Origin of the sequence: Bradyrhizobium genosp. P (assembly GCF_049949265.1) — a bacterium.
Taxonomy (GTDB): Bacteria; Pseudomonadota; Alphaproteobacteria; order Rhizobiales; family Xanthobacteraceae; genus Bradyrhizobium.
In genome coordinates, this window is the sequence record NZ_CP188195.1 from 4,981,380 (window position 1) to 5,006,504 (window position 25,125).

General features: G+C 64.4%; 20 protein-coding genes and 1 pseudogene. 13 read left to right on the forward strand and 8 right to left on the reverse strand.

Annotated elements, in window-relative coordinates; genetic code table 11:
- Window positions 1-61 precede the first annotated feature (61 nt).
- The gene (gene recG, locus ACP2YO_RS24135; protein ID WP_426433539.1) at window positions 62-2,170 is read right to left on the reverse strand and encodes an ATP-dependent DNA helicase RecG; all 2,109 of its coding nucleotides are present in this window, start codon (window positions 2,168-2,170) and stop codon (window positions 62-64) included.
- A gap of 291 nt (window positions 2,171-2,461) precedes the next feature.
- On the opposite strand from recG, the gene ACP2YO_RS24140 reads away from it, so the two are divergent.
- Window positions 2,462-2,752, forward strand: coding sequence for a succinate dehydrogenase assembly factor 2 (locus tag ACP2YO_RS24140; protein WP_426433541.1), 291 nt, complete (start codon window positions 2,462-2,464; stop codon window positions 2,750-2,752).
- Window positions 2,749-6,267 carry a transcription-repair coupling factor gene (gene mfd, locus ACP2YO_RS24145; protein ID WP_426433543.1) on the forward strand — a complete coding sequence of 1,173 codons (3,519 nt, stop codon included), beginning with the start codon at window positions 2,749-2,751 and terminating at the stop codon, window positions 6,265-6,267. Before ACP2YO_RS24140 ends, mfd begins: the two co-directional genes overlap by 4 nt.
- 14 nt (window positions 6,268-6,281) lie before the next feature.
- Here mfd and ACP2YO_RS24150 read toward each other — a convergent pair whose 3' ends face one another.
- Entirely contained in the window at window positions 6,282-7,187 is a 906-nt protein-coding gene (locus ACP2YO_RS24150; protein WP_426433545.1) for a LysR family transcriptional regulator, read from the reverse strand.
- 183 nt (window positions 7,188-7,370) lie between these two features.
- On the opposite strand from ACP2YO_RS24150, the gene ACP2YO_RS24155 reads away from it, so the two are divergent.
- The 5 genes from ACP2YO_RS24155 to ACP2YO_RS24175 all read left to right on the forward strand — a co-directional run bounded on the left by ACP2YO_RS24155 (window position 7,371) and on the right by ACP2YO_RS24175 (window position 11,838).
- Complete coding sequence (locus ACP2YO_RS24155) at window positions 7,371-8,153, forward strand: amino acid ABC transporter ATP-binding protein (RefSeq protein ID WP_426433547.1); 783 nt, start codon at window positions 7,371-7,373, stop codon at window positions 8,151-8,153.
- A 90-nt stretch (window positions 8,154-8,243) separates the two neighbouring features.
- Window positions 8,244-8,990, forward strand: a complete 747-nt coding sequence (locus ACP2YO_RS24160) for an ABC transporter substrate-binding protein (protein WP_426433549.1) — start codon at window positions 8,244-8,246, stop codon at window positions 8,988-8,990.
- 8 nt (window positions 8,991-8,998) lie between these two features.
- Complete coding sequence (locus ACP2YO_RS24165) at window positions 8,999-9,664, forward strand: amino acid ABC transporter permease (RefSeq protein ID WP_426433551.1); 666 nt, start codon at window positions 8,999-9,001, stop codon at window positions 9,662-9,664.
- Entirely contained in the window at window positions 9,651-10,910 is a 1,260-nt protein-coding gene (locus ACP2YO_RS24170) for a M20/M25/M40 family metallo-hydrolase (protein WP_426433553.1), read from the forward strand. The genes ACP2YO_RS24165 and ACP2YO_RS24170 overlap by 14 nt, the downstream gene beginning before the upstream one ends.
- Window positions 10,903-11,838 (forward strand): arginase family protein, encoded by a 936-nt coding sequence (locus tag ACP2YO_RS24175; protein ID WP_426433555.1) that lies wholly within the window; start codon window positions 10,903-10,905, stop codon window positions 11,836-11,838. Before ACP2YO_RS24170 ends, ACP2YO_RS24175 begins: the two co-directional genes overlap by 8 nt.
- Before the next feature lie 12 nt (window positions 11,839-11,850).
- Here the strand turns inward: ACP2YO_RS24175 and ACP2YO_RS24180 are convergent, their stop codons facing one another.
- The 3 genes from ACP2YO_RS24180 to ACP2YO_RS24190 form a co-directional block, all read right to left on the reverse strand.
- Entirely contained in the window at window positions 11,851-13,077 is a 1,227-nt protein-coding gene (locus ACP2YO_RS24180; protein WP_426433557.1) for a GGDEF domain-containing protein, read from the reverse strand.
- Window positions 13,078-13,163: 86 nt separating this feature from the next.
- Window positions 13,164-14,672 carry an AMP-binding protein gene (locus tag ACP2YO_RS24185; protein ID WP_426433559.1) on the reverse strand — a complete coding sequence of 503 codons (1,509 nt, stop codon included), beginning with the start codon at window positions 14,670-14,672 and terminating at the stop codon, window positions 13,164-13,166.
- Window positions 14,673-14,730: 58 nt separating this feature from the next.
- Complete coding sequence (locus ACP2YO_RS24190; protein WP_426433561.1) at window positions 14,731-16,515, reverse strand: extracellular solute-binding protein; 1,785 nt, start codon at window positions 16,513-16,515, stop codon at window positions 14,731-14,733.
- 328 nt (window positions 16,516-16,843) lie between these two features.
- Between ACP2YO_RS24190 and ACP2YO_RS24195 the strand changes: the two genes are divergently transcribed.
- Window positions 16,844-17,665, forward strand: coding sequence for an invasion associated locus B family protein (locus ACP2YO_RS24195; protein ID WP_426433563.1), 822 nt, complete (start codon window positions 16,844-16,846; stop codon window positions 17,663-17,665).
- Between the two features lie 391 nt (window positions 17,666-18,056).
- Window positions 18,057-19,328 carry an MFS transporter gene (locus tag ACP2YO_RS24200; protein WP_426433565.1) on the forward strand — a complete coding sequence of 424 codons (1,272 nt, stop codon included), beginning with the start codon at window positions 18,057-18,059 and terminating at the stop codon, window positions 19,326-19,328.
- A gap of 48 nt (window positions 19,329-19,376) precedes the next feature.
- Here ACP2YO_RS24200 and hspQ read toward each other — a convergent pair whose 3' ends face one another.
- The gene (gene hspQ / locus ACP2YO_RS24205) at window positions 19,377-19,709 is read right to left on the reverse strand and encodes a heat shock protein HspQ (protein WP_426433567.1); all 333 of its coding nucleotides are present in this window, start codon (window positions 19,707-19,709) and stop codon (window positions 19,377-19,379) included.
- A 124-nt stretch (window positions 19,710-19,833) separates the two neighbouring features.
- Between hspQ and ACP2YO_RS24210 the strand changes: the two genes are divergently transcribed.
- Window positions 19,834-20,787 (forward strand): AEC family transporter, encoded by a 954-nt coding sequence (locus ACP2YO_RS24210; protein WP_426433569.1) that lies wholly within the window; start codon window positions 19,834-19,836, stop codon window positions 20,785-20,787.
- Between the two features lie 174 nt (window positions 20,788-20,961).
- Here ACP2YO_RS24210 and dapD read toward each other — a convergent pair whose 3' ends face one another.
- Window positions 20,962-21,933, reverse strand: coding sequence for a 2,3,4,5-tetrahydropyridine-2,6-dicarboxylate N-succinyltransferase (dapD, locus tag ACP2YO_RS24215; RefSeq protein WP_426433571.1), 972 nt, complete (start codon window positions 21,931-21,933; stop codon window positions 20,962-20,964).
- Between the two features lie 202 nt (window positions 21,934-22,135).
- Between dapD and ACP2YO_RS24220 the strand changes: the two are divergent.
- A pseudogene (locus ACP2YO_RS24220) lies at window positions 22,136-22,240 on the forward strand (IS5/IS1182 family transposase); the annotation flags it as partial.
- A 7-nt stretch (window positions 22,241-22,247) separates the two neighbouring features.
- Here the strand turns inward: ACP2YO_RS24220 and ACP2YO_RS24225 are convergent.
- Window positions 22,248-23,168: a LysR family transcriptional regulator gene (locus tag ACP2YO_RS24225; RefSeq protein ID WP_426433573.1), complete on the reverse strand. Its 921-nt coding sequence runs from the start codon at window positions 23,166-23,168 to the stop codon at window positions 22,248-22,250.
- Between the two features lie 187 nt (window positions 23,169-23,355).
- Between ACP2YO_RS24225 and ACP2YO_RS24230 the strand changes: the two genes are divergently transcribed.
- Window positions 23,356-24,225 carry an NmrA family NAD(P)-binding protein gene (locus tag ACP2YO_RS24230; RefSeq protein ID WP_426433575.1) on the forward strand — a complete coding sequence of 290 codons (870 nt, stop codon included), beginning with the start codon at window positions 23,356-23,358 and terminating at the stop codon, window positions 24,223-24,225.
- Between the two features lie 47 nt (window positions 24,226-24,272).
- Window positions 24,273-25,100, forward strand: a complete 828-nt coding sequence (locus ACP2YO_RS24235) for an aldo/keto reductase (RefSeq protein WP_426433577.1) — start codon at window positions 24,273-24,275, stop codon at window positions 25,098-25,100.
- Window positions 25,101-25,125 lie beyond the last annotated feature (25 nt).

Genomic DNA, 25,125 nt, shown 5'->3' on the forward strand with positions numbered 1-25,125 from the left:
TCAGCATACGCGGAGCGATGGATTGCCTCGCTGCGCTCGCAATGATGATGAGGAGACAGCTTCACCCCGCGCCGATCAGCGGCACGGCTTCGTCGCGTTCGTAGAGGTAGAGCAGGCAGCGCAGCGCTTCGCCGCGCTCGCCTTTCAGCTTCGGATCGTCCTTCATGATCCGCAACGCCTCGTCGCGGGCCTGCGTGATGAGCTGGCCGTGCACCTCGGAACGCGCGATGCGGTAGCCGGGCAGGCCGCTTTGCCTGACGCCGAGCACGTCGCCTTCGCCACGCAGTTTCAAATCCTCCTCGGCGATCCGGAAGCCGTCTGATGTCTCGCGGATCACCTTGAGCCGCGCCTTCGACATCTCGCCGAGCGGCTCCCGGTAGAGCAGGAGGCAGGTCGAGGCCTCCGAGCCGCGGCCGATGCGGCCGCGCAGCTGGTGGAGCTGCGACAGCCCGAAGCGCTCGGCGTTCTCAATCACCATGATGGTCGCGGCCGGCACGTCGACGCCGACTTCGACCACGGTCGTGGCGACCAGCAGGCCGATTTCGTGCGCGGCGAATTGCGCCATCACGCGATCCTTCTCCGCGCCCTTCATCTGGCCATGGACCAGGCCGACGCGATCGCCGAAGCGCTGCCGCAGCGACTCGAAACGTTCTGTAGCGTTGGTGAGGTGTTCGGAGCCCTCGGCCTCGGACTCTTCGACCAGCGGGCAGATCCAGTAGACCAGCTTGCCGGCCTCGAGCGCGCGGCCGACGCCGTCCACGACGTCCCCGATTCGGCTCATCGGTACCGCGCGGGTGTCGATCGGTTGCCGGCCGGCCGGTTTTTCGCGCAGCTCCGAGACGTCCATGTCGCCGAAGTAAGTCAGCACCAGCGTGCGCGGGATCGGGGTTGCGCTCAGCACCAGCACGTCGACGGCTTCGCCCTTGGAGGTCAGCGCGAGGCGCTCGCGGACGCCGAAGCGGTGCTGTTCGTCCACCACCGCCAGCGCCAGCGCCCTGTAGACGACGTCGTCCTGGATCAGCGCGTGGGTGCCGACCAACAGATCGATCTCGCCGGCGGCGAGGCGCGCCAAAAGCTCGCGGCGCTCCTTGCCTTTCTCGCGGCCGGTGAGGATCGCGACGCTCATGCCGGCGCGCTCGGCGAGCGGGGCGATGGTCTTGATGTGCTGGCGCGCCAGGATTTCGGTCGGCGCCATCAGTGCGGCTTGCTTGCCGGCTTCCGCCACCGCAGCCGCCGCGAGCAGCGCGACGACGGTCTTGCCGGAGCCGACGTCGCCCTGCACCAGCCGCAGCATCCGGACCGGCTGACGCAGATCCTCCGTGATGGCGGCGACCGCCTCGCGCTGCGATGTCGTGAGCGCATAGGGCAGGGCATCGATGATCTTGTTGCGGAGATGGCCGTCGCCGGCATTGCGGACCCCGGCAGGACGACGAAGCGTCGCGCGGATCAGTGCCAGCGCTAGCTGGCCGGCCAGCAGTTCGTCGAAGGCAAGCCGCGACCAGAACGGGCCGTCGGGAAGGATGTCAGTCAGCTCGACCGGCACATGCACGCGGTTCAGCGCTTCCTTGATCGGCGGAAAGTTGCAGCGGCGGAGCACCTCAGGGCTGAGCCATTCCGGCAAATCCGGCAGCTTCAGCAAGGCCTGCGCGATGGCACGGCGCAGCGAGCCGAGCGCAAGCCCCTGGGTGAGCGGATAGACCGGATCGATGCCGGAAAGTTTCGAAAATCCGGCCTCGTCGATGACGCGGTCGGGATGCACGATCTGCGGGATGCCGTCATACGTCGCGAGCGTGCCGGAGACGTAGCGCTTCTCGCCGATGGGCAGCAGTTTTTCGACATAGCCAGGCTGCGCGCGAAAGAATGTCAGCACCACGTCGCCGGTGTCGTCGCTGGCATAGACCAGATAGGGCGCGCGGGAATTACGCGGCGGGGGCGGGCGATGACGATCGACGGTGACCTCCAGCGTCACCACCGTTCCGACCGTGGCGTCGCGGATCTTCGGCTGCATGCGGCGGTCGATCACGCTCGCCGGCAGATGCAGGAGGAGATCGACCAGCCGCGGGGTCTCGTCGCGGCTCAGCAGATAGCGCAGCAGCTTGTCCTGCTTCGGTCCGACGCCCGGCAGGGTCGTGACCGGCGCAAACAGGGGATTGAGCAGGCTGGGGCGCATCGAATGAATCTAGGACCGTTTCACTTCGTCATGCCCGGCCTTGTGCCGGGCATCCACGTCTTTTTTCGGGGCCAAGTCTTTTTTTCGGGGCCAAGTCTTTTTTTCGGGGCCAAGTCTTTTTTTCGGGGCCAAGTCTTTTTTTCGGGACCAAGTCTTTTTTCGGGACCAGGACGGCATGCCCCCATGACACCCCCCTAAAGGCTGTGGATGAGGGCTGACATCGGCCATTTCCATCGCTATATCAACCCGGCCCGGCACGTCCGGGCTTTTCGCGTTGGATGGAATTGGGACATGACGGGATCGACACGGTCGAGCAGCGGGCTCGATGACCGCCGCAAGCGGCTTTTGTTTCGCTGCTGGCATCGCGGGACCAAGGAGATGGATCTGATCCTCGGCCGCTTCGCCGACGCCGCGATCGCCGATTTCTCCGATCAGGAACTCGGCCAACTCGAGCACCTGATCGAGCTGCCCGATCCCGATCTTTATGCTGCGCTGACCGGCGACCGGATGTTGGCGGCCGAATATGCCACCGCGCTGTTCGACCGCATCAAGGCGTTTCGGGTCACGGGCAACGACGCATGAAGCTGGCTGCCAAAACTCCGGCCGCGATGCTCGCGCCCGGCCGCGTGCTGACGATCGCCAATGTCGCCGAGGGCGCCGAGGGGCTCGTCATTTCCGACCTCGCGCGCGCGATCGCGGCGAAGCCGAAGCGATCGGCCGTGAGCCTTGCCGTGGTGTGCCGCGACGGCGCACGGATGCAGCAACTCGCCCGCGCGCTGGAGTTCTTTGCGCCCGATATCGGCGTGATGCAGATTCCGGCCTGGGACTGCCAGCCTTATGACCGCGTCTCGCCGCATGCCGGCATTTTGGCGCAGCGCCTGACCACGCTGGCCAAGCTGTCGCGGCTGACCGGCTCCGACAAGCCGCTGATCGTGCTGACCACCGTGAATGCAGCGCTGCAACGGGTGCCGGCCCGCGAGCAGGTCGCAGCGCAAGCGCTGTCGGTCGCGCCCGGCCATGTCGTACCGATGGATTCGATCGTCGCCTGGCTCGAGCACAATGGTTACAGCCGCTCATCGACGGTGCGCGAGCCCGGCGAATACGCCGTGCGCGGCGGCATCCTCGACCTGTTTCCGGCCGGGCTCGATCAGCCGGTGCGGTTCGACTTTTTTGGCGACTCCCTCGAATCGATCCGCACCTTCGATTCCGAGACGCAGCGCACGCATTTGGACATGCGCGGGCTCGACCTCGTGCCGGTGTCCGAATTCCAGCTCACCACGGAGACCATCCGCCGCTTCCGCATGGGCTATGTCGCCGCGTTCGGCGCGCCGGAGCGTGACGACCAACTCTATGAGGCCGTCTCCGAGGGCCGCCGCCATCCCGGCATGGAGCACTGGCTGCCGCTGTTCCAGGAGCGGATGGACACGTTGTTCGATTATCTTGACGGCGCCGTGGTCGCAATCGAGCCGCAGGGCGAGGACGCCGCGCGCGAGCGCTTCAAGCAGATCACCGACTATTACGAGGCCCGGCGCGAGGCGCTGGAGCATCCCGGCGGCGGCGCGATCTACAAGCCGTTGCCGACGGATAAGCTTTATCTGACCGAGCCCGAGTGGACCAAGCTGCTCAGCGAGGCGCCGCTCGCGCGGCTGACGCCGTTCGCGGTGCCCGATGGCACCGCCGAAATGTTCGACGCCGGTGCGCGGCAGGGGCGCAATTTCGCGCCCGAGCGTGCCGATGGCAACGTCAATGTGTTCGAGTCCGTCGTGGCCCATGTCGGCGCGCTGCAGTCGCAACGCAAGAAAGTGGTGATCGCGCTGTGGAGCGAGGGCTCGCGCGACCGCATGGGCGCGATGCTGCGCGACCACAAGCTATTAAACCTCACCAGCGTCAACACCTGGCGGATCGTGCAGGCTACCCCGCGCAACGAGACCATGCTGGCTGTGGTCGGCATGGAAAGTGGCTTCGAGACCGACGAATTCGCCGTCATCAGCGAGCAGGATATTCTGGGCGACCGCCTGGTGCGGACGCGCAAGGCGAGCCGCAAGCTCGACAATTTCATCTCGGAGGTGACCAGTCTGGCGACCGGCGATCTCGTCGTCCATGTCGAGCACGGCATCGGCCGTTTCGTCGGCCTGCAGACGCTGGAAGTGTCGGGCGCGCCGCATGACTGCCTCGAACTGCATTATGCCGCTGACACCAAGCTGTTCCTGCCGGTCGAAAACATCGAGCTGCTGTCGCGCTACGGCTCCGATAGCGCCAATGTCGAGCTCGATCGGCTCGGTGGCAGCGGCTGGCAGGCGCGCAAGGCCAAGCTGAAAAACCGCATCCGCGAGATCGCGGGCGAGCTGATCAAGATCGCGGCCGAGCGGCATTTGCACGAGGCGCCGAAATTCCCGCTGCAGCCGCACGTCTATGACGAATTCTGCGCGCGCTTTCCCTATGAGGAGACCGAGGACCAGTTGGGAGCGATCAACGCGACGTTGAAGGACCTCGAGATCGGCCGCCCGATGGACCGGCTGATCTGCGGCGACGTCGGCTTCGGCAAGACCGAGGTAGCGTTGCGCGCGGCGTTTGCCGTCGCGCTGGAAGGCAAGCAGGTCGCGGTCGTGGTGCCGACCACGCTGCTGGCCCGCCAGCACTCGAAGAACTTCGCCGAGCGTTTCCGCGGCTTCCCGGTCAATGTCGCGCAGGCCTCGCGCCTGATCCCGACCAAGGAGCTGAACCAGGTCAAGAAGGGGCTCACCGAGGGCCACGTCGACATCGTGGTCGGCACCCATGCGCTGCTCGGCAAGGCGATCAAGTTCAAGGATCTTGGACTTGTGATCGTGGACGAGGAGCAGCATTTCGGCGTCAGCCACAAGGAGCGGCTGAAGCAGCTTCGCGCGCAGGTCCACGTGCTGACGCTGTCGGCAACGCCGATCCCGCGCACGCTGCAACTGGCGCTGACCGGCGTGCGCGAGCTCTCGATCATCGCGTCGCCTCCGGTCGACCGGCTCGCGGTCCGCACCTTCGTAGCACCCCATGATCCGTTGATGATCCGCGAGGCGCTGTTGCGTGAGCGCTACCGCGGCGGGCAGGCATTCTATGTGGTGCCGCGGATCGAGGATCTCGCCGGCGTCAAGGATTTCCTCGACAAGAACGTGCCGGAGATGAAGGTCGCGGTCGCCCATGGCCAGATGCCGCCGACCGTGATCGAGGACATCATGTCCGCCTTCTACGACGGCAAATACGACATCCTGCTCTCGACCACGATCATCGAGTTTGGCCTCGACATCCCGAACGCCAACACGCTGATCGTGCACCGCGCCGACATGTTCGGTCTCGCCCAGCTCTACCAGTTGCGCGGCCGCGTCGGCCGTTCCAAGCTGCGGGCCTATGCGCTGTTCACGCTGCCGGCGCAGCAGAAGATCACCGCGCAGGCCGAGCGTCGGCTGAAGGTGCTGCAGTCGCTGGAGACGCTGGGCGCCGGCTTCCAGCTCGCCTCGCATGACCTCGACATCCGCGGCGCCGGCAATTTGTTGGGCGAAGAGCAGTCCGGTCACATCAAGGAGGTCGGCTTCGAGCTGTACCAGTCGATGCTGGAGGAGGCGATCGTCAACCTCAAGGCCGGTGTCGCCGAGCCCGCCGCCGACCGCTGGTCGCCGCAGATCACCATCGGCATGCCGGTGCTGATCCCGGAGGACTACGTCAACGACCTCAGCGTGCGGCTATCGCTCTATCGTCGTCTCGCCGATCTCGAGACCGACGACGAGATCGACAATTTCGCCGCCGAGATGCGCGACCGCTTCGGCGTGCTGCCGGATGAGGTGCGCTATCTGTTCAAGGTCGCCGCGATCAAGGCCTATTGCCGGAGAGCCAATGTCGAGAAGGTCGACGCCGGGCCGAAGGGCGCCGTCATCACGTTCCGCGACAACAGCTTCGCGCAGCCGGAGCGGCTGGTCGGCTTCATCCGCCAGCACGGCCAGGCCGCGAAGGTGCGGCCGGACATGAAGGTCGTGTTCTTGCAGGATTGGGAAACGCCGGAGGAACGTCTCGCCGGCACCACCGAGATCCTGCGACAGCTTGCGAACCTCGCCGAGACCAAGAGGGCGGCGTGAGACGCAGCCCCTGATCAGGATCGGACAAGGTACGGGGCCACGTGCTCGTCGAGCAGTTTCAGGAACTGCTCGGCGAGAACACTGAGCTCGCCGATCGTCGGCTTGAGTACGCCGACCTCGTAGTGGATCATTGGCGCGAAGGGGCGCACGACGAGCGCGCTCGCATTGCCGGTGCGCCTGAGGGTTTCGGACGCGCTGAGCGCGTCCACGAGGCAAACTCCCGCGCCATCGATGACGAGGTTGAGGGCGACGGCGAAGAATTCACATTCGATCGCGGGATGAAACGGCGTGCCGCTGGCTTCGAAGGCGCGCGAAACGCCGGCATAAGTCGTCCGGCTCTGCGAGGTGACGATCAGATCATGTCGCTCGAGAAGGTCGGGGGTGATGATTTTCTGGTCGGCCAGTGCATGCGTCGCAGGCATCACGCAGTCCAAAGACATCCGGTAACGCCGCAACACCACGTTGGTACGGTCGAAGGGCGGCTCGGCGACGCCGAAGTCGAATGCACGTGCCGAGACCAGGCTGCGGACATTTTCCGAGCTTCGGGTCAAAATCCTGATCTGTGTTGACGGGCGCTCTCTCTGAAATCGGCTGACCACGCCCGGAAGCCAGACGATCCCTGGCCCCGGACTCGCGATGGTCAGGACGCCACGCTTTCCGGCCGAAATGCCTGCAGCAGCGTCCTCCAGCTCGGCGAAGCCGGCGAGCGCCCGGATCGCTTCATCATGCAGCAGATGAGCTTCCGGCGTCGGCACGATGTGCCGGCTTTCCCGGCGAAACAGCGCGAATCCGACATCCGCCTCGAGGCGCTTCAGCGCCGCGCTAACGGCAGGCTGCGACACGCCGAGGGCGCGCGCGGCTTCGGTTGCCGAGCGATGCTGCATCACGGCATGGAAAATCTCGATAAGGCGTCTATCCATAACTAGCGTCTATATATCGAATGAGGGGAATACATTATGAGAATGAGCAGAAATGCCGATAAAGCAAGGAATTTAAGCCCACCTACGCCAGCGATCTCGGGGTAGCGCACCATGATCTTTGGCATGTTAAACAATGGCATCATTATTGCTTATGTTTCGGGGTGAAGTTAGTCGGAGGGGTACATGACCATAAGCCACGCATCGCGTTCCGATGCCGGGCCGGTATTGGCCGCGGAGGCGGTGGTGAAGCGTTTTGGCGCCCACACCGTCCTGAACAGCGTGGATCTTGCGCTTGGGCCCGGGCAGTCGACCTGCATCATCGGTCCGAGCGGCTCGGGAAAGACCACCCTTCTGCGATGCATGGCACTGCTCGAGGCTCCGTCCGATGGACGCATCGTGATGGAGGGAACGACGGTGTCGCAGGCGCAACCCTCGTCCGATGTGCGGGGCGCCGCCAGGAAAGTGCGTCCTGAAATCGGAATGGTGTTTCAGCAGTTCAACCTGTGGCCGCACATGACGGTGCTGGGAAACATCATCGAGGCCCCGATGCGGGTGCGCGGGCTCAGCAGCGACGAGGCGGTCGCCACTGCCGAACGGCTGCTCCAGAAAGTCGGCATGGAAGCAAAACGCGATGCCTATCCGGCGCGGCTGTCCGGAGGGCAGCAGCAGCGCGTTGCAATCGCCCGCGCGCTCGCCATGCAACCGAAGATTCTTTTGTTCGACGAGCCGACCTCGGCGCTCGATCCCGAGCTTCGCCGCGAGGTGTTGCAGGTCATGCGCACACTGGCGCTTGAGGGCATGACGATGCTGGTGGTGACGCACGAGATGGGCTTTGCCCGGCGCGTCGCCAGCCAGGTCGTCTTCATGGACGAGGGGGTGATCGTCGAACACGGCGCTCCCGCCGCCTTCTTCGAGAAGCCGACCACCGAGCGCGCCAGGCGCTTTCTCAATCAGTTTGACGAGTGATCTCTGCAAGAAAGGGAATTGACGGCCATGCGACACCTATCTCAACTTGACCTATCTCGACTTGCCTTCGTTTGCGCGCTTCTTCTCTCGATGCAGCCGGCTGCCGCCCAGCAGACCCAGTCACGGCTGTACGAGATCACCAAGAGCGGCCTGCTCAGGGTCTGCATCTGGCCCATGTACTTCTCGATCTCGTTTCGCAATCCCGATAGCGGGCAACTCGAGGGGATCGACATCGATCTTTCCAAGGAACTCGCAAAGGACATGGGCGTGAAGCTGGAATATGTGGAGACCAGCTTCGGCAGCTTCATCGCCGATCTGCAAGCGAACAAATGCGATCTCGGCATGTTTGGCGTCGGCGCGACGATGAAGCGTGCGCAAGCCGTCGCTTTCTCGGATCCTTATCTCACGAGCGGCGTCTATGCCGTCGTGCGCAAGGGCGGCCCGATCACGTCCTGGGCGGATATCGACAAGCCGGGCGTTAATGCCGGCGTCTCGCTCGGCAGCTACGTCGAGAACTTCATGCGCGCCAACTTCAAGAACGCCAAAACCGTCGCGGTTGCGGCGCCCGCCACCACGCAGGCCGAACTGATGGCGCAACGGATCGACGTCGTGATGACCGATTATCCGGCGTCCATCAAGATGAACGCCCAGTTCGACTGGACCACGACGGTAGCGCCACCGGAAACGCTGTCCGTGACACCTTACGCCTACGTCATGAACCAGGGCGACCAGATTTGGCTCAACTACGTGAACCTGTTCGTTCGCACGATCAAGCTTGACGGCCGGCTCAAGGCCGCGGCCGAAAAGAACAAGCTCGGTCCGATCGTCGCGCCCTGAGCCGCCAGATGCAAAGCTACAGCTTCCGCTGGGACGTCATCCCGAACAACCTCGGCTTCCTCGCCTCCGGCATCGAGATGACCCTGTTCATCTCCGCGGTCACGCTGGTGGTGGCGACCCTCTTGGGGTTCTTCATCGCCATCATGCAGATGTCGCGCTTTCGCCTCGCGCGCATCGTCGCATTGTCGCTCGGCGAAATCGTGCGCAATACGCCGATCCTCGTGCAACTGCTCTGGGTCTATTATGTGCTGCCGATCGTCTTCAATGTGAGGATCGATGCGCTGAGCGCGTCGATCCTCGGACTGTCGCTGTATTCGGCGGTTTTCATTTCCGAGGTCTTCAGGGCGGGGATCCAGACCGTGCCGATCGGCCACCGCGAAGCGGCACAGGTTCTCGGCCTGACGCCGATGCAGAGTTTTGTGCGGATCGTCGGCCCGCAGGCCATTCGCAGCGTGCTGCCGCCGCTCGCGGCGAATTTCGTCCAGCTCATCAAATACTCCTCGCTGGCGTCAGTCGTGTCGGTCAGCGAGGTCACACGGCGCGGCATGGAGCTGTCATCCTCGACGTTCCGGCCACTGGAAATATTCACTTTCATTGCCGTGATCTATTTCATGATCTGCTGGCCGCTCACGCATTCGATCCGGATATGGGAAGCGCACCTTGCACGACGTTGATCACATTCGTCGCGCCGTTGCGCGCGACCGAGCCAGCCAGGTCGTCGACCTCGCGATGCGGCTGATCGCAACGCCATCTCCGAATCCGGATGGCGACACCCGTGCCGTGGCTGCGGTGGCGGCCGATCTGTTGCGAGCCCACGTTCCCGGTGTCGAGGTCGAGTTGCATCCCGGCGCGGCCGACATCGTCAATGTGGTCGCGCGGATCAGGGGACACGCCCCGGGCCGGCGGATCGTGTTCAACGGCCATCTCGACACCTATCCGCTGGGAGACCGGACGGAGTGGACGGTCAATCCTGAAGGCGAGGTTGCGCACGGCCGGCTCTACGGTCGCGGAGCCGCCGACATGAAGGGTGGCATCGCGGCGTCGATTGCCGCGCTGGCTGCGCTCGCCGAACAGCGCGCGCACTGGGCCGGTGAAGCCGTGCTGACGCTCGCCGGTGACGAGGAGAGCATGGGGCCTCACGGGACCAAATACCTGCTCGATCGGGTCCCGCATGCCACGGGCGATGCCACGATTATCGGAGATGCCGGTTCCCCGATGGTACTGCGCTTCGGTGAGAAGGGATTCATCTGGATCGAGATCACGGCGGAGGGCAGGGCAGCGCACGGTGCTCATGTCCATCTCGGTGGCAATGCGATCGACCGCCTGCGTGAGGCGCTCGACATCGTGAGTGCATTGCGCCGGCTGCCGGTCGCGATGCCCGATTCCGTTCGGGACGCGATCGTCCGCGCAAAACCGGTCTCCGAACCAATCTGCGGCGCGGGAGAGGCCGATGTGCTGTCGAGCGTCACCGTCAACATCGGAATTGTGATCGGCGGGACGTCGCCTAATCTGGTGCCATCCACCGCGCGCGCCGCGATCGACCTGCGCCTGCCTGTCGGGGTGAGCTCCGATGCCGTCATCGCAATGTTGCAGCGGCAGCTCGATCTGCCCGGGATTACGTGGCGCGTGCTGCGCTGCTTCGAACCCAATCACACCGACCCAGCCGACGAAATCGTTGCGCGCTGTGCGGCCGCAGCGGCGGACATCATGGGCACGGCGCCAGCCATCAACATGCGTGTCGGGGGCTCCGACGCCCGCTGGTTCCGAATGGCCGGAATCCCGACAGTCGTCTACGGGCCGACACCGCACAATATGGGCGCGCCGGACGAATACGCCGACATTGCCGAATTGGCGACCGTGTCGCGCGTGCACGCGTTCACGGCGTTCGACATGCTGACCAGAGGAAACAGAGATGAGTGACGCGGCAGATTTTGTGGGTCCGGAAACGTTCATGGGGTTGCCGGCGGGACTGCCGAAGCCTGGTAGCCGGGCCGCTATCCTCGGCGTGCCCTTTGATTGCGGTACTCATCCTTTCCGAGTCGGCGCCCGGCAGGGGCCGTCGGAGGTCCGGCGCGAGTCGCGGCTCATTCGCCGCTATCACCCCTCGCTTGCCGATGTCGACGTGCTGTCACTGCTCGGTGCAGTCGATGCCGGCGACGTCGCGCTGGTGCCGGGCCGCATCGACGACGCGTTCGCCCGGATCGAGATAGCTGCCGGCCGCATTCTCGAGCTTGGCGCGGTGCCGGTCGGGATCGGTGGCGATGGTTCGGTCTCGCTTCCGCTGATGCGTGCGGCCGCGCGGCATCACAAGGACCTTGTCGCGCTGCATATCGACAGCCACACCGACGCGTATCCCTATACGCCTGACGATCGCTACAACGCCGCCACCCAGTTCACCAACGCGGCGCAGGAGGGCGTGGTGAACGCCGCGCGATCCTGGCACGTCGGAGTGCGCGGGTTCACCTACTGCCCGGGCGTGCTCGAACACACGCGATCCCTCGGCTTTCGGGTTGTCACGATCGACGAGCTGATGCGGCGCGGCTTTGCGCAAACCGTCGCCGAATTCAGCGAGGTCGTCGGCCGACGGCCGGTCTATCTGTGCTGGGATATGGATGTGTTCGATCCGTCGGTCGCTCCCGGCGTCTGTACGCCTGCCTGGGGAGGTCTGTCCGCGCGGGAAGGGATCGAGTTGCTGCGCAGCCTCTCGGGATTGAATATTGTGGCGATGGATTTCAACACGGTCAGCCCGCCACAGGACATCAATGGAATGGCAGCGCAGCTCTGCGGCCACATGATCATGGAAGCCCTCGTGTTACTGGCCTCAGGCATGGGACTGCTACCGGACTGACCATTCAATAACCTACGACGCCGCGCGTTGGGCATCCTGGTAGAGCCGCGCCAGCAGCGATTTCGCTGAGTCCTTCGGCTGCAGCGCGACCACGTTGACGACGGGCTCGCCATGGCTGTTGCGTCGACCGTGGTCGGTGTGCCGCATCACGCTCGACAGCCGCCGGGTGATCGCATGGGCGCTGCGCGGGTCGGTTGCGGTGAACACGACCACGATCGATCCGTCGGCCTGCACGGCGCCAAAATCGCTCTGGCGCATTAGGCGGCTGATGATCCGGGCGCCGTCGAACTGGGCGCGCGGATGGGCGCTGTCGAAGGTGAACCGCGCCACCGAAAGGCCGCCGCCGCGCTCGCTGGTCTGGAACACGGCGGCCGCGAAATCACGGTCGAACGCCGGCACGGTGAGGAGCCCGGTGCGGGCATCGATCATGCCCTGGGCGTCGATGGCGCGCAGCGCGCGGCTGAGCCGTGCCTCGAAGGCGTGCTGCCGGATCAGCGGCAAGGTGATGTCGGCGATGCGTGACGGCTCCGCCGGGATGATCTCGAGGTTGGGCAACTCGTAGCGTGGCGTGAGATCGCTCGAGGTGACCACCACCGGCAAGGTGCGGAAGCGGACATCCTCCGTCAGCACCGTCAGGAACGCGTCCATCACCCGTGATGTAAATCCCTCGCCAAGCACGATGCCGTCGATGTCGCGGTTGCTGAGGTGTTTCGCGGCGGCCTCGATGCTGAGCGCGCCGACCACGCCCACGCGTTCGCCGAGCGCGACCGACAGCGCCGGGTAGGTGCCGCCGCGGCCGATCAGGAGCGCGGTCGCTTCCCCGACCGGGTCGATATCCGACAATGCGATCGGCACCGGCGGGACCTGGCGTCGCATCACGGTCGCATGCAGGCCGCGCACCCGCAGCGATGCGTTGAGCCGCGCGGTCAGACGATCTGGATGGCTGCGGCGCTGGAAGAACGGGATCGCCGTGCCGGGCAGGGCGATCGCGGGATCGACGGCGATCAGCGGCAAATAGGGCGCGCGGGCGGCAGCGCGCCGCGCCAACGCTCCCAGGAGTACGGCATCGATGCCATCCAGCGCGGCGATCACGGCCGCCGGCTGCACCTGTTCGATGGCGCGCCCGGAATCGTTCCAGTCGGTCGTAACCACCGGAAACAGCTTGGCTTCATTGAGCGCAGCAGCGAATGACGGCCGCTTGGCGGCCGACACGATGAGAACCGGACCCTGTTGGGACATGCGAAAGCTCGGACCGATGCGCGGATCAGTAATAGCCGCGATGCTAGTCCGGCTGGCTTAATGCGCCGTCAACGCGATGGTAAGAATTACGTCAGCGCTGTGTTCGTTCGATCGCGAAAAGCTTCGACCATCAATGGGTTAAGTCCGAGTTCGGCCAACGCGTCACGGACCCGCGCATTGTCCTGCGCCCGCCCGGCCAGCCGGTGACCGCTCAGCCGATCCGGCAATGCCGTCAAAAGTGCGCCCTGGCCGAGGCGGCGCGACCATTCCTGGAGGTCCTGCTCGAGGAAGCGGTAGCCGCCGACGGCCATGACGCCGGACGGCGGCGCGGTGATGCAGATGGTGCCGGTCGACCGATCGAGCCGTGCGGCATATTCAGTGTCGACGAAATCGCGCGGCGGCGGCGCGATCAGCGTGTCGCCCGGCGGCGGTGGCGCATAGGCGGCGGCCGGAACCATGGGGCCGCGCAGCGCCAGCGAGCCCTTCGGCGTCAGCAGGATATCGCCGGCGATCGATGTGCCCGGCACCTCGCGAGGCGCACCATGCGGGCCCGGCCTGATCTGGGCGGGCGATCCGTCCTCCGCGGTGCGGCGGGCGCAGAAATGCCCGGCTTCGCCGAATAAATAGACATCGGTCAGGGGAGCGCGCTGTGCGGTCCAGGTCGCGCTGGAGGCGACCTGCTCCGGTGCGCGCCAGAGGCCGATGACGTTGCGCAGGCTTGGCATCCGCTCCGACAGATTGCGTTCGTCGAGCCGCAGAGCGAGTTGCGCGGGAGCGATCAGCGTGTCGCAGCCGTGGTCGTTGATCTGCGTTTCAAGCACCTCCTCGTCGAAGGGGTGATGCAGCACCAGGGTTCCGCTCGACAGCACCCAGGTCACCAGCGACGAGCAGAGGCCGGCAAACGACATCGGCGCGAAAGCCGACATGATCGTGGCGCCCTGTGCCAGGTCGCTCTCCAGCGACATGGCGAGCCCGCCCGCGATCAGGCTGAAATGCGCCCGCGGCACCGGACGCAACCCTTCGCTGGTGACGTCAAAGGAAATCAGCGCCGCCTTGCGCCCGTCCTGGATCACGGAACGCGTTGTTTGGGAGTCCTGCAGGATCGCCTGATCGAGCGAGGCCATGCCCTCGGGCAGATCGTCGCCGAAGCCGCAGACATGGCGGATCGAGAAGGCTTCCGCCGCGGCGTTCATGGCGAAATCGGCATAGGAAACGCCGTCGATCTTGCTGGTGGTAACGATTGCCCGCGCGGCGGTGCGGTTGAGCGCGACGGTCAGTTCGGCCTGGCGCCACAGCAGCGGCAGCGGCGCCACCACCAGCCCGGCGCGATGAGCCGCCAACACCGTCAGCGCGAACTCGACCGTGTTGGGCAGTTGGACGGCGATCACCGAATTGGCCGGCAATCCGCTCTCGACGAAATGGGCTGCGATCGCGGAGATCGCGCGGTCGGCCTCGGCGTAAGTCAGGCGCTTGCACGTCTGTCCGGTGATGCGCTGCTTGTTGAGGGGATCGACCAAGGCCAGCACCTCGGGCTGCCGCACCAGGACCCGCTTGAACAGGGTATCGAGCGTTGGCGAAGCGACTGGCTGGTTCACTGGCTCAACGTCCGTTGCGTCATTTGGATCGGATCAGGTCGTGTCACTTGACGTCGCATCATTTGGGTTGCTGCGAGATAGGCTTCTGCCACCAAGTCTCCGGCAGGTATCCCGACAACGCGATGGTCGATGGCCGTTCTATCCGATTCCAGCGGGCGATCCATTGCTCTCCGGCGTTAAAAAGCGGGATAGCGTAGAAACCTGACATCAGCGTGCGATCCAGCGCCCGCACCGCCGAGACGAAAGCCGGCCGCTCCCGCGCCGCCAGCAATGCTGCGATCATGGCGTCGATGGCTGGATCCCTGGCGCCCATGTAATTCCGGGTTCCCGGGACGCCGGCGGCCTTGCTGCCCCAATAGAACGACTGCTCATTGCCCGGCGAAAGCGATTGGTCCCAACGGTTGGGAATCATGTCGAAGTCATAGCCGACCCTGCGCTGCTCGAACTGCACCGCATCGACCACTCGCACCGCAGCGGTGATGCCCGCGCGCTTCAGATCGCGCTGATAGGCCAGCGCAATGCGCTCATGCTCGCGTGTCATCACCAGGATCTCGAAGCTCAATGGCGTCCCGGTCGAACGCTGCTTCAACACCATGCCGTCGGGCTCGTAGCCGGCGTCGGACAATAGCGCGAGCGCCTTGCGCAGCATGTCGCGGTCGCGCCCCGACCCATCCGTGACCGGCAGGCGGTACCGGCCTTCGAGGATGTCGGGCTCGAGATGCGACAGATAGGGTGTGAGCAGATCGCGCTCGCGGTCGTCAGCGGGACGTCCATAGGCCGACAATTCCGATCCGGCGAAGTAACCGCCGGATCGCGAATACAGCCCAAAATAGTAATTGTGGTTGATCCATTCGAAATCGAACAACATCGTCAGCGCCTGGCGCACCCTGACATCGGCGAACAGAGGTCGCCTGGTGTTGAAGACCAGGAATTCGGAGGGCTGGGGAATACCGATCTTGATGGTCTCGCGGATTACCTGGCCGCTGCGTGCCGCCGGGAAGTCGTAGCCCTCGTGCCAGCGCAGCGGCTCGGGCTCGGTCCGGAAATCGTAGAGGCCGCGCTTGAACGCCTCGAACTGGCCGTTGGTGTCGCGGTAGTAATCAAGCCTGATCTCGTCAAAATTCCAGAGACCGCGGTTCACGGGCAAGTCGCGCCCCCAGTAATCGGGATTACGGGTGAAGGTCACGCTGGCGCCGGGCTTGACCGCCGTGATGCGGTAGGGACCGGAGCCGATCGGCGCGGTCAGCGTCGTCTGCTCGAATGTCGCGAGATCTGTTGCATGGCGCGGCAGGATCGGCATCAGGCCGAGGATCAGCGGCAATTCGCGATCCGAGACGCCGCCGAAATCGAACCGCACTGTGAGCCGATCGAGCGCCTCGGCCTTTGCGACTTTGGAATAATACTGGTGGTACAGCGGGCGGCCGTGGTCGCGCAACAACGCCAGAGAGAATAGCACATCATCGGCGGTGACCGGCTGGCCATCGGAAAAGCGCGCGCGGGGGTCGATGTGGAAGGTGACGTAGCTCCGTGCGTCGTCGGTCTCGACGCTGCGGGCGAGCAGGCCGTACAGGGTGAAGGGCTCGTCATTATTCCGAACCATCAGGCCTTCATAGACAAAGCCGCGCTCATAGGCGTAGCCCCTGACCTGTTGCACGGCGAGACCCCTGACAATCAGGGGATTGAGGCTGTCGAAGGTGCCGTCCCGGGGACTCTCGACCAGGCGCCCGCCTTTCGGAGCATCGGGATTGACGTAGGGCAGGTGGGTAAAGCCGGGGGGCAGCGCCGGCTTGCCGTGCATTGCGATCGCGTAGCTCTCGGCGGCGGCCGCAGGGGCTGCTCCCATTGTCAGGAGGGCCAAGGCGAGGGAGAGGTAGGTCAGCGCGCGGCGTCTGACGTGCCCGGCAACGAGCGGGCGAGGCGCCGGATTTGATTCGCGAAACGTCACGCCGGGAGCTTTACCACAGGCTGCCGCAACTCGCCGTGACATCCTCGCAAAGCCGCTTGTCACCATTGATCTTTCCGTGCGCCGCTGTATTGAAGGCGTGCAATTGATCCGGGTGGGACGCCTGTCACGTATCCGCCTCAATTGACTAGGAGACAGCCGCCCAAACGGCTATGTGTCGGCGCCTGCAGCGGTTTCGGGCGCTGCCGTTCAGAAAGGGTTTTCCGCAATGAATTTCCGTAACTTGGCCGCCCCGGTCCGGCCGTGCGGGCGAATTGTCGCCCTGATGGCGGCAACGGCACTGTCCGCTGCGCTGCTGGTTCCTGCCGCGCAGGCCCAGCAGCCCGCAGCGCCCGCGGCACCGAAGGCAGCGCCGAGGGCGGCACCGAGGGCGGCCCCGAAAGCAGCGCCAGCGCCGGCACCGGCGGCCCCGCAGCCGCAGGCCCAGGGCACTCCGCCCGCGGCGGCCGCCCCGCAGCCGCCAGCGGACCAGCAGATCCAGCTGATCTACGCCCCCTGGACCAAGTTCTGCCTGAAGGGCCAGGAAGCCAACGCCAAACAGGTCTGCTTCACCGGCAAGGACGGTCGTATCGAATCCGGTCAACCGGTGATTGCCGCTGTCGTCATCGAGCCGGAAGGCGAGCCGAAGAAGATCCTGCGCGTGACGCTGCCGCTCGGCATGCAGCTCGTTCACGGCACCCGCATCATCATCGACGGCAACGCACCCCAGCAGGCTCCCTATGTGATCTGCTTCCAGAACGGCTGCATGTCGGACTATGAGGCGACGCCGGAAATGATCGCCAATCTGAAGAAGGGCCAGAACCTGGTGGTCCAGGCGATCAACTCTAACGGCGCGCCGCTGACGCTGCCGCTGCCGCTCAACGGTGAGTTCGCCAAGGCCTATGACGGGCCGCCGACCGATCCGAAGCAGTTCGAGGAAAACCAGAAGAAACTGCAGGAAGAATTGCAGAAGCGCGCCGAGGAGCAGCGCAAGAAGCTCGAAAGCAGCGGGCAGGGCGGTGCTGCACCGGCCAACCCCGCGGCGAAGTAAGCGCGCGGAACGCTGCAAAACAAAAGGCGCCCGGAAGGGCGCCTTTTTCAGTTCGGCCAAACCCGATCGGGGAAGGGATCGCAGCACCTGAGGTCTGTGGCGAAGACCGGACGGCGCTTCGCTCCATTCAAGGTCTGGCGGCATGCGATAGCGTCTGGCTGATGGCGACTTGTCGCACTGGTGGTACTGCGCTTCGTGTGCGATGGTCCGCACAAGGCAAGTTTCGATCGCGCAGAGTCGCATGCGCATCTCCGTCGCCTTGTCCGGGCGACCCGACATCGAAGCACAATCAACAATCAACACGGGAGGCCAGACGAAAGCGCGTTGACGCGCCTTCGATGTGCAAGCGCGCGCGCGTGCGGGTTTCGTTCGCAGTCATGGAATTTGCTCAATGTCCCAACGTCTCAACACACAGCGGCAGGAACCGCTAGACCTCCCGGTGGAGCAGCCGGACCGCCGCACTTCGCTTGATGGTGACATCAGCGTGAAACAGGACACTGCCAAGGTGTTCCATCCGGGCATCGTTCATCTTGCGTTGGCGATGGGCGGCTTCGCGATCGGCATCGCCGAATTCGCCACGATGAGTCTGCTGCCGTTCTTCGCACGCGATCTGCATATCAGCGAGCCTGCGGCCGGCCACACGATCAGCGCTTACGCGCTTGGGGTCGTTGTCGGCGCGCCTGTTATCGCGGTGCTGTCGGCGCGTGTAGCACGGCGCACGCTCCTGATCGGGCTGATGGGCTTCTTCGCGCTGATGAACGGCCTCTCCGGTCTCGCGCCCGACTATCACACCATGCTCGCGCTGCGCTTTCTCGCCGGGCTGCCGCATGGCGCCTATTTCGGTATCGCCATGCTGGTCGCCACCTCGCTCGTCCCGGTGGAAAAGCGGACCGCCGCTGTGGGCCGCGTGCTACTCGGTCTGACCATCGCGACCACGGTCGGCGTCCCGCTGGCCAACGGGGTCGGTCAGGCGATCGGCTGGCGCTGGGCGTTCGCGATCGTCGCCGGCCTGGCGCTGCTCACCGCCATCCTGGTTGCGATCTTCGCGCCGCGTGACGTCGTCAACACCGGCGCGAGCCCGTTGCGCGAACTCTCCGCCCTCGGACGCAAGCATGTCTGGCTGACGCTGGCGATCGGCGCGGTAGGCTTCGGCGGGCTGTTCTCCGTCTATACCTATCTCGCCTCCACGATGCTGGCGGTAACGCACGTGTCTCCTGCGCTGGTGCCGGTCGCGCTGTGCGTGTTCGGCGCCGGACTCACGGCAGGCAATATCATCGTGCCGCGCTTCGCCGACCGCGCTCTGATGACCACAGCGGGCGGCCTCTTGCTGTGGTCGGCGGCGATGCTCGCGCTGTATCCGCTGGCGGCGACGAATTTCTGGACGCTGCTGCTCGATGTGCTGCTGATCGGGCTGGGCGGGGCGCTCGCCACCGTGTTGCAGACCCGGCTGATGGACGTGGCGGGCGAGGCGCAGAGCCTCGCTGCGACGCTCAACCATTCTGCCTTCAACATCGCCAACGCGTTGGGGCCGTGGCTTGGCGGAATGGCTGTCGCCGCGGGCTATGGCTGGACATCCACTGGCGTGGTCGGCGCGGGCCTGGCCCTGTCGGGCTTCGTCGTCTGGGCTGTCGCGGCGGCCCTGGCGGCGCATGAGCGGGTGTGAGCGGTCGAGATCGTGCCGCGTGCGCTCGACGAGCGAAAGCGCCGCTCGTCAGTTGAGCGACGGATTGCGCGGGCGGTAGCCGCCCGATTTGTCCTTCACGAAAATCTCGGCGACCTGCGAATGGCGGATCGGCTCACCGGAATCGTCGGGCAGCAGGTTCTGCTCGGAGACATAGGCGACGTACTCGGTTTCCGAGTTTTCCGCGAGCAGGTGATAGAACGGCTGGTCCTTGTGGGGACGAACGTCCTCAGGGATCGACAACCACCATTCCTCGGTGTTGTTGAACTCCGGATCAATGTCGAAGATCACGCCCCGGAACGAGAATATCCGGTGGCGCACGATCTGCCCGATCTGAAATTTGGCGGTGCGTGCTTTGATCATGTCTCGTTCGATAGACCATCATTGTGGCCGATGCTAGGGGGCAGGAGGGCGAATTAACCCCCGGTTTACCAATTCGAGCCGGGTCGAATCGTCCCCGGACCAAGGCAGAGAAAACACTTTCAGAATGACCGATATCCTCAATCTGGCGCTACCGTATTTCGGCCTGATCTTTATCGGTTTCGCCTGCGGCAAAGCCAAGGGCCTGCCCGAAGCAGGGCTCGCCTGGATGAACTTCTTCCTGCTCTACGTCTCGCTGCCCGCGCTGCTGTTCGGCATCATGTCCAAGACGCCGTTCTCGGAGCTGAACAACCCGCCGTTCCTGATCGCCACCACCCTTGGAACCGTGATCGTCTTCTTCCTGGCGATGCTGACAGGCAAGGCGATCGGCGGGCTCCCGCTGCGCGAGGCGACGCTCGCGGGCCTGTCGGGCGCCTATGGCAATATCGGCTATATGGGTCCGGGACTGGCGCTCGCCGTGCTCGGCACCAAGGCTTCGGCGCCGACTGCGCTGATCTTCTGTTGCGACAGCATCTTCCTGTTCTCGATCGTGCCGCTGCTGATCGAACTCACCGACCGTGACCATCCCTCGCTGCTGCACGCGCTCGGCGTGGTGCTGCGGCAGATCGTGCAGAACCCGCTGATCATGTCGGCGGTGCTGGGTGCGCTGGTGGCCGCGCTCCATATCCCGTTGCCGGTCGCGCTCGACCGGACCATCCAGTTCCTGGAAAATGCCGCAGCACCGATGGCGCTGTTCGTGCTCGGCGTGACGGTGGCGTTGCGGCCGTTCAAGCGGGTGCCGTGGGAGGTTCCCGGCGTCATTACGATCAAGCTCGTGATCCATCCGCTGCTGGCGTTCGGCCTGATGCTGCTGTTCGGACCGTTCGCGCAGCCCTGGGCGGCGACCGCGGTGCTGATGGCCTCGCTGCCGCCGGCGCTCAATGTATTCGTGATCGCCCGGCAGAATGACACCTGGATCGAGCCGGCGTCGGTCGCCGTCCTGATCGGGACCTTCGCCTCGGTGGTCACGCTGACCAGCGTGATGTGGGTCCTCCAGACCGGGCGGCTGGTGTTTCCCTGAATCGCCGTCTAGGCCGTGTACCTATAAACCCGGCGACGTCATGTGACTGGTGACGACGTCCGCTGTGCTCCTATAGCGACCAAGTTCGTGCGGCAGCGCAGGTTGTTGCGATGGGCCAGAAGGCGACATCGCTGACGCGCCACATGTCGCCGACGACTTCTTCGAGTGAGCTGCCTAGCCGTGAAGTTGCGAGTTGAGGCCGTCCCAATTTGCTGTTCGTCTGGTTGCCTCAAGAGCGCCGCTCTGCGAGTTACGACGAAAAAGAAGGCGGTTTTGGCCTGAAAGTTCTTTGGCTTTCAGTACCCGGCCATCTTCCAAAAGGATGCGCGCGCCTGCTGTGACATAACAGCCAGCTTCGACGATACAATCGTCACCCAACGAAATGCCGATACCGGCGTTGGCTCCGATCAGACAGCGCTCACCGACTGTAATCCGCTCTTTCCCTCCTCCGGAGAGAGTGCCCATGATCGACGCTCCGCCACCAACGTCGCTGCCACTTCCCACGACCACACCGGCGCTTACCCGGCCTTCGACCATGCTGGGACCGAGCGTACCTGCATTAAAATTGCAAAAGCCTTCATGCATAACGGTCGTGCCCGGCGCCAAATAGGCTCCGAGCCTTACGCGATCCGCATCTGCAATTCTCACGTCTGCGGGCGTCACATAGTCAGTCATGCGCGGAAACTTATCCACGCCTGTCACCTCAAACGCGAGGGCACGCTTTCGTGCTGCCATTTGCGCTTCCGGTACACGAGCGCATTCGCAGGGACCAAGCGTCGTCCAGGCAACGTTAGGTAACAGACCGAAAATTCCTTCAAGGTTCAGGCAATTAGGCTGGACGAGCCGGTGGCTCAGTAGATGGAGTCGAAGATACGCGTCATGCACATCAGTCGGCGCAGATGCAAGGGAGTCAATCTCTGTATGGATCGCAACGATGTCGACATTGCGAATGTCGTCGTGTCGCGCATATCCGTCCGCCGACTGACCCAACGATCTGTTGATCTCGTCCTTTGTCAGCCGTACCGTTGCCGCCTTGTCGGCCTCCACAATCAGGCGCAGCTGAAGAAACCAGGAATCTAACACGCGACCGTCAGCGGCAATCGTCGCAAATCCCTCGCCGCTCGCCCCCCTCAGCTCCATCGCCATTTGAATTGCTCACACTACGATCCCACACATAGTGCATACGCGAGTTCTCCCGGAATTGGCAACTTCTGCACGCTCAAACACGTCCGTTCCGGGTCATTTTCGACGGTTTCAGCGGAGATTGTCGGCTGGCTGATGTCCGCTTCTACCCCGTAAGCGTCCAACCGGGGCCCGCCCGAAAGCGTTGGGCCAGACCCTGTGATTCAAGCTTGTAACGCGCTACGACAGGCTTGCGGGAAACTACCTTGCCTTCGTCCAACTCGCATCTATCCGGCTATGGTTCGCCGCGCGTGATGAGTCCACGCCGTAGCTTCGCCTCAACGGTCCGAAATCGTCCGTTCCTGAGCGGCTACTTCCTGCACAAAATCGATAAAAGCCCGGACCTTTGCCGGCGGCAGGTGCCGAGACGGATGATAGGCATAGAGCGGATAGCGTTCGTCGGCCCACCGGGATAAAATCTGCACCAGCTCTCCCTTCGCGAGCAGGGGCTTGAGACCGATCGCGAGTTTTTGCAGCACGCCATGGCCGGCGACGCATGCGGCAACCGCGGCCGAGGGATCGTCCAGCATCAATCGGCCGGCAGCGTTGATTTCGACGATCTGGCCACGGCGATGAAATTCCCACGGAAAAGCGCGGCCGGTCTGCGGATCGCGGAATAGCAGGAGTTCATGATGCAGGAGATCGTGCGGTGTTCGCGGCTCGCCGTGCTTCTCGAGATAGGCGGGCGCCGCGCAGGTCACGATGGGGGTCTCGAGGAGCTTTCGCACGATCAGCGATGAGTTGTCCGGCGGCCCGAAGCGGATCGCGACGTCCACCCCCGTCATCATCTCTTCCCGATAATTGCTGGTCATGAGATCGACCGACAGCAGCGGATGTCGCGCCATGAATTGCTGCAGGTTCGGCGCCAGCACCATCCGCGCGAACCAGGGATCGACGGATACGCGCAGGCGGCCACTGACCACCGCCGCCGCGCCAGCGGCATCGGCGGCTGCCTCCTCGAGACCTGCGAGGAGCGGCATGACATGCGCGTGAAAGCGGCGTCCTTCCTCGGTCAGGATCACCGCCCTCGGATTGCGGTTGAACAGCCGTACGCCAACGCGCGCTTCGAGGCGCGCCACGGCCCGGCTGACACCCGAGGGCGTCAAGCCCAGCATCTCCGCGGCTCTGGCAAAGTTGCCGGTCTCGGTCACCGCCGCGAGCACACCCGCGCCAGTCAACAGCCGCGTATCGAAGCTCATGGTGATCTCCACTCAATCGGCTTGAACGTGAGCGTCTGCTGGATCAGCGAGGCGTTGCCGGTGCAAGCCGTCTGCTCAAAGCCAACATAGTGACTTTGAGTCACTATAACACTGATCTTAATGCTCGTGAATCATCTCGCGGCGGAGGTTAGAAACCTCCGCATCACGATCGGTCAGGAGATAAATCATGTACGCAATTACAGGTATTACCGGCAAAGTAGGTGGCGAGGTCGCCCGTAACCTGCTCGCCGACGGCCAATCCGTTCGCGCTGTCCTGCGCGACCGGGCCAAGGCCGCAGACTTGGCGGCGAAAGGCTGCGAAATCGCGATCGCGGATATGGAGAACGCCGAGCAGCTCGCGGTTGCGTTCTCGGGTGCCGAAGGCGTCTTCATTCTGCCGCCGGCGGATTTCGATCCCGAGCCCGGCTATCCCGAGGCGAAACGCGTGATCGATGCGGTGACCCGCGCGCTGACGACGGCCCGGCCGAGACGGATCGTCTGCCTGTCGACCATCGGTGCAGATGCGGTCCACGACAATTTGCTGACGCAGCGCACCCTGATGGAACAGTCGCTGAGTGCAATCGGCCTTCCGGTCACCTTCCTTCGGCCCGGCTGGTTTATGGAGAATGCGCTGTGGGATGTCGCGTCGGCACGCGACGAGGGTGTGGTGCGGAGCTTCCTGCAGCCGGCCGACAAGGCGTTCCCGATGGTCGCCACCAGGGATATCGGCCGCCTTGCCGCCGACCTCATCCAGCAGGACTGGGCCGGAACGCGGATCGTCGAGCTTGAGGGCCCGGTGCAGGTATCGGCGAATGATCTGGCGCAGGCCTTCACCGTGGTCCTGGGGCGGTCCGTCCGTGTCGAAATCGTATCGCGCGAGAGCTGGGAAGGTCTGTTCCGCGGCCAAGGCATGAAGAATCCTCGGCCCCGCATCCGCATGCTCGACGGCTTCAACGAGGGCTGGATCGACTTCCGCGACCACGGCCGCTCGGCGGTGAAGGGGAAGACCCCTTTGCTTGACGTCATCACGGCGCTCGTCGCCGGCGAGGCGACTTGAGGCCGCGTGCGCTCCGGTTTGCACAGGACTATGAAAGGAATGCCTTCATGAAGACGATCAAGACCCAGGCTGTCGAGATCCCCCGTCTCGGCTTCGGCACGTTCCGGATGCCGGGCGGCGAGTCGCAGCCCGTGGTGGAAAGTGCCATCGCGCTCGGCTACCGCCATCTCGATACGGCAGCCATGTACGAGAACGAAGCCGCCGTTGGCGCGGCGATCGCGGCTTCCGGCGTGAAGCGGGAGGAACTCTTCGTCACGACAAAGGTCTGGCACGACCAGCTCTCGCCCGATGCCCTCGACCGCGCATTCGACGTCAGCCGCGGCAAACTGAAGCTCGACTATGTGGATCTCTACATGATCCACTGGCCGAACCGGGACATGGACATGGCGGCGACCCTGGAAACCTTGCTGGAGTTGCACGAAGGCGGCCTGACCCGGGCAATCGGCGTGTGCAACTTCAACCTGCCGATGATCCGCCGCGCCGTCGACGAGATCGGCGCGCCGATTGCCTGCCATCAGGTCGAGTACCATCCCTTCCTGTCGCAGGCGCCGATGCTCGCGTATCTGCGCAGCAAGGCGATTCCGTTGACCGCCTACGCGCCTCTCGCGCAGGGCCGTGCGGCGAACGATGCCACGCTCGCTGCCATCGGCCGCAAGCATGATGCGACGGCTGCGCAGATAGCGATCGCCTGGCTGCTGGACCAGGAGGGCGTCATCGCGATCCCCAAGGCCGGCCGGCCGGAAAGCCAGAAGGCCAATCTCGACGCGCTCGGCATTTCCCTGGACAACGAAGATCGCGCCGCGATTGCGGCCCTCCCAAAGGACCAGCGCTTCGTCCGGCCGCCATTTGCACCGGAATGGGATGCTGTCGTGTGAGTACTGGTCGCGCCCGGCGCGACCG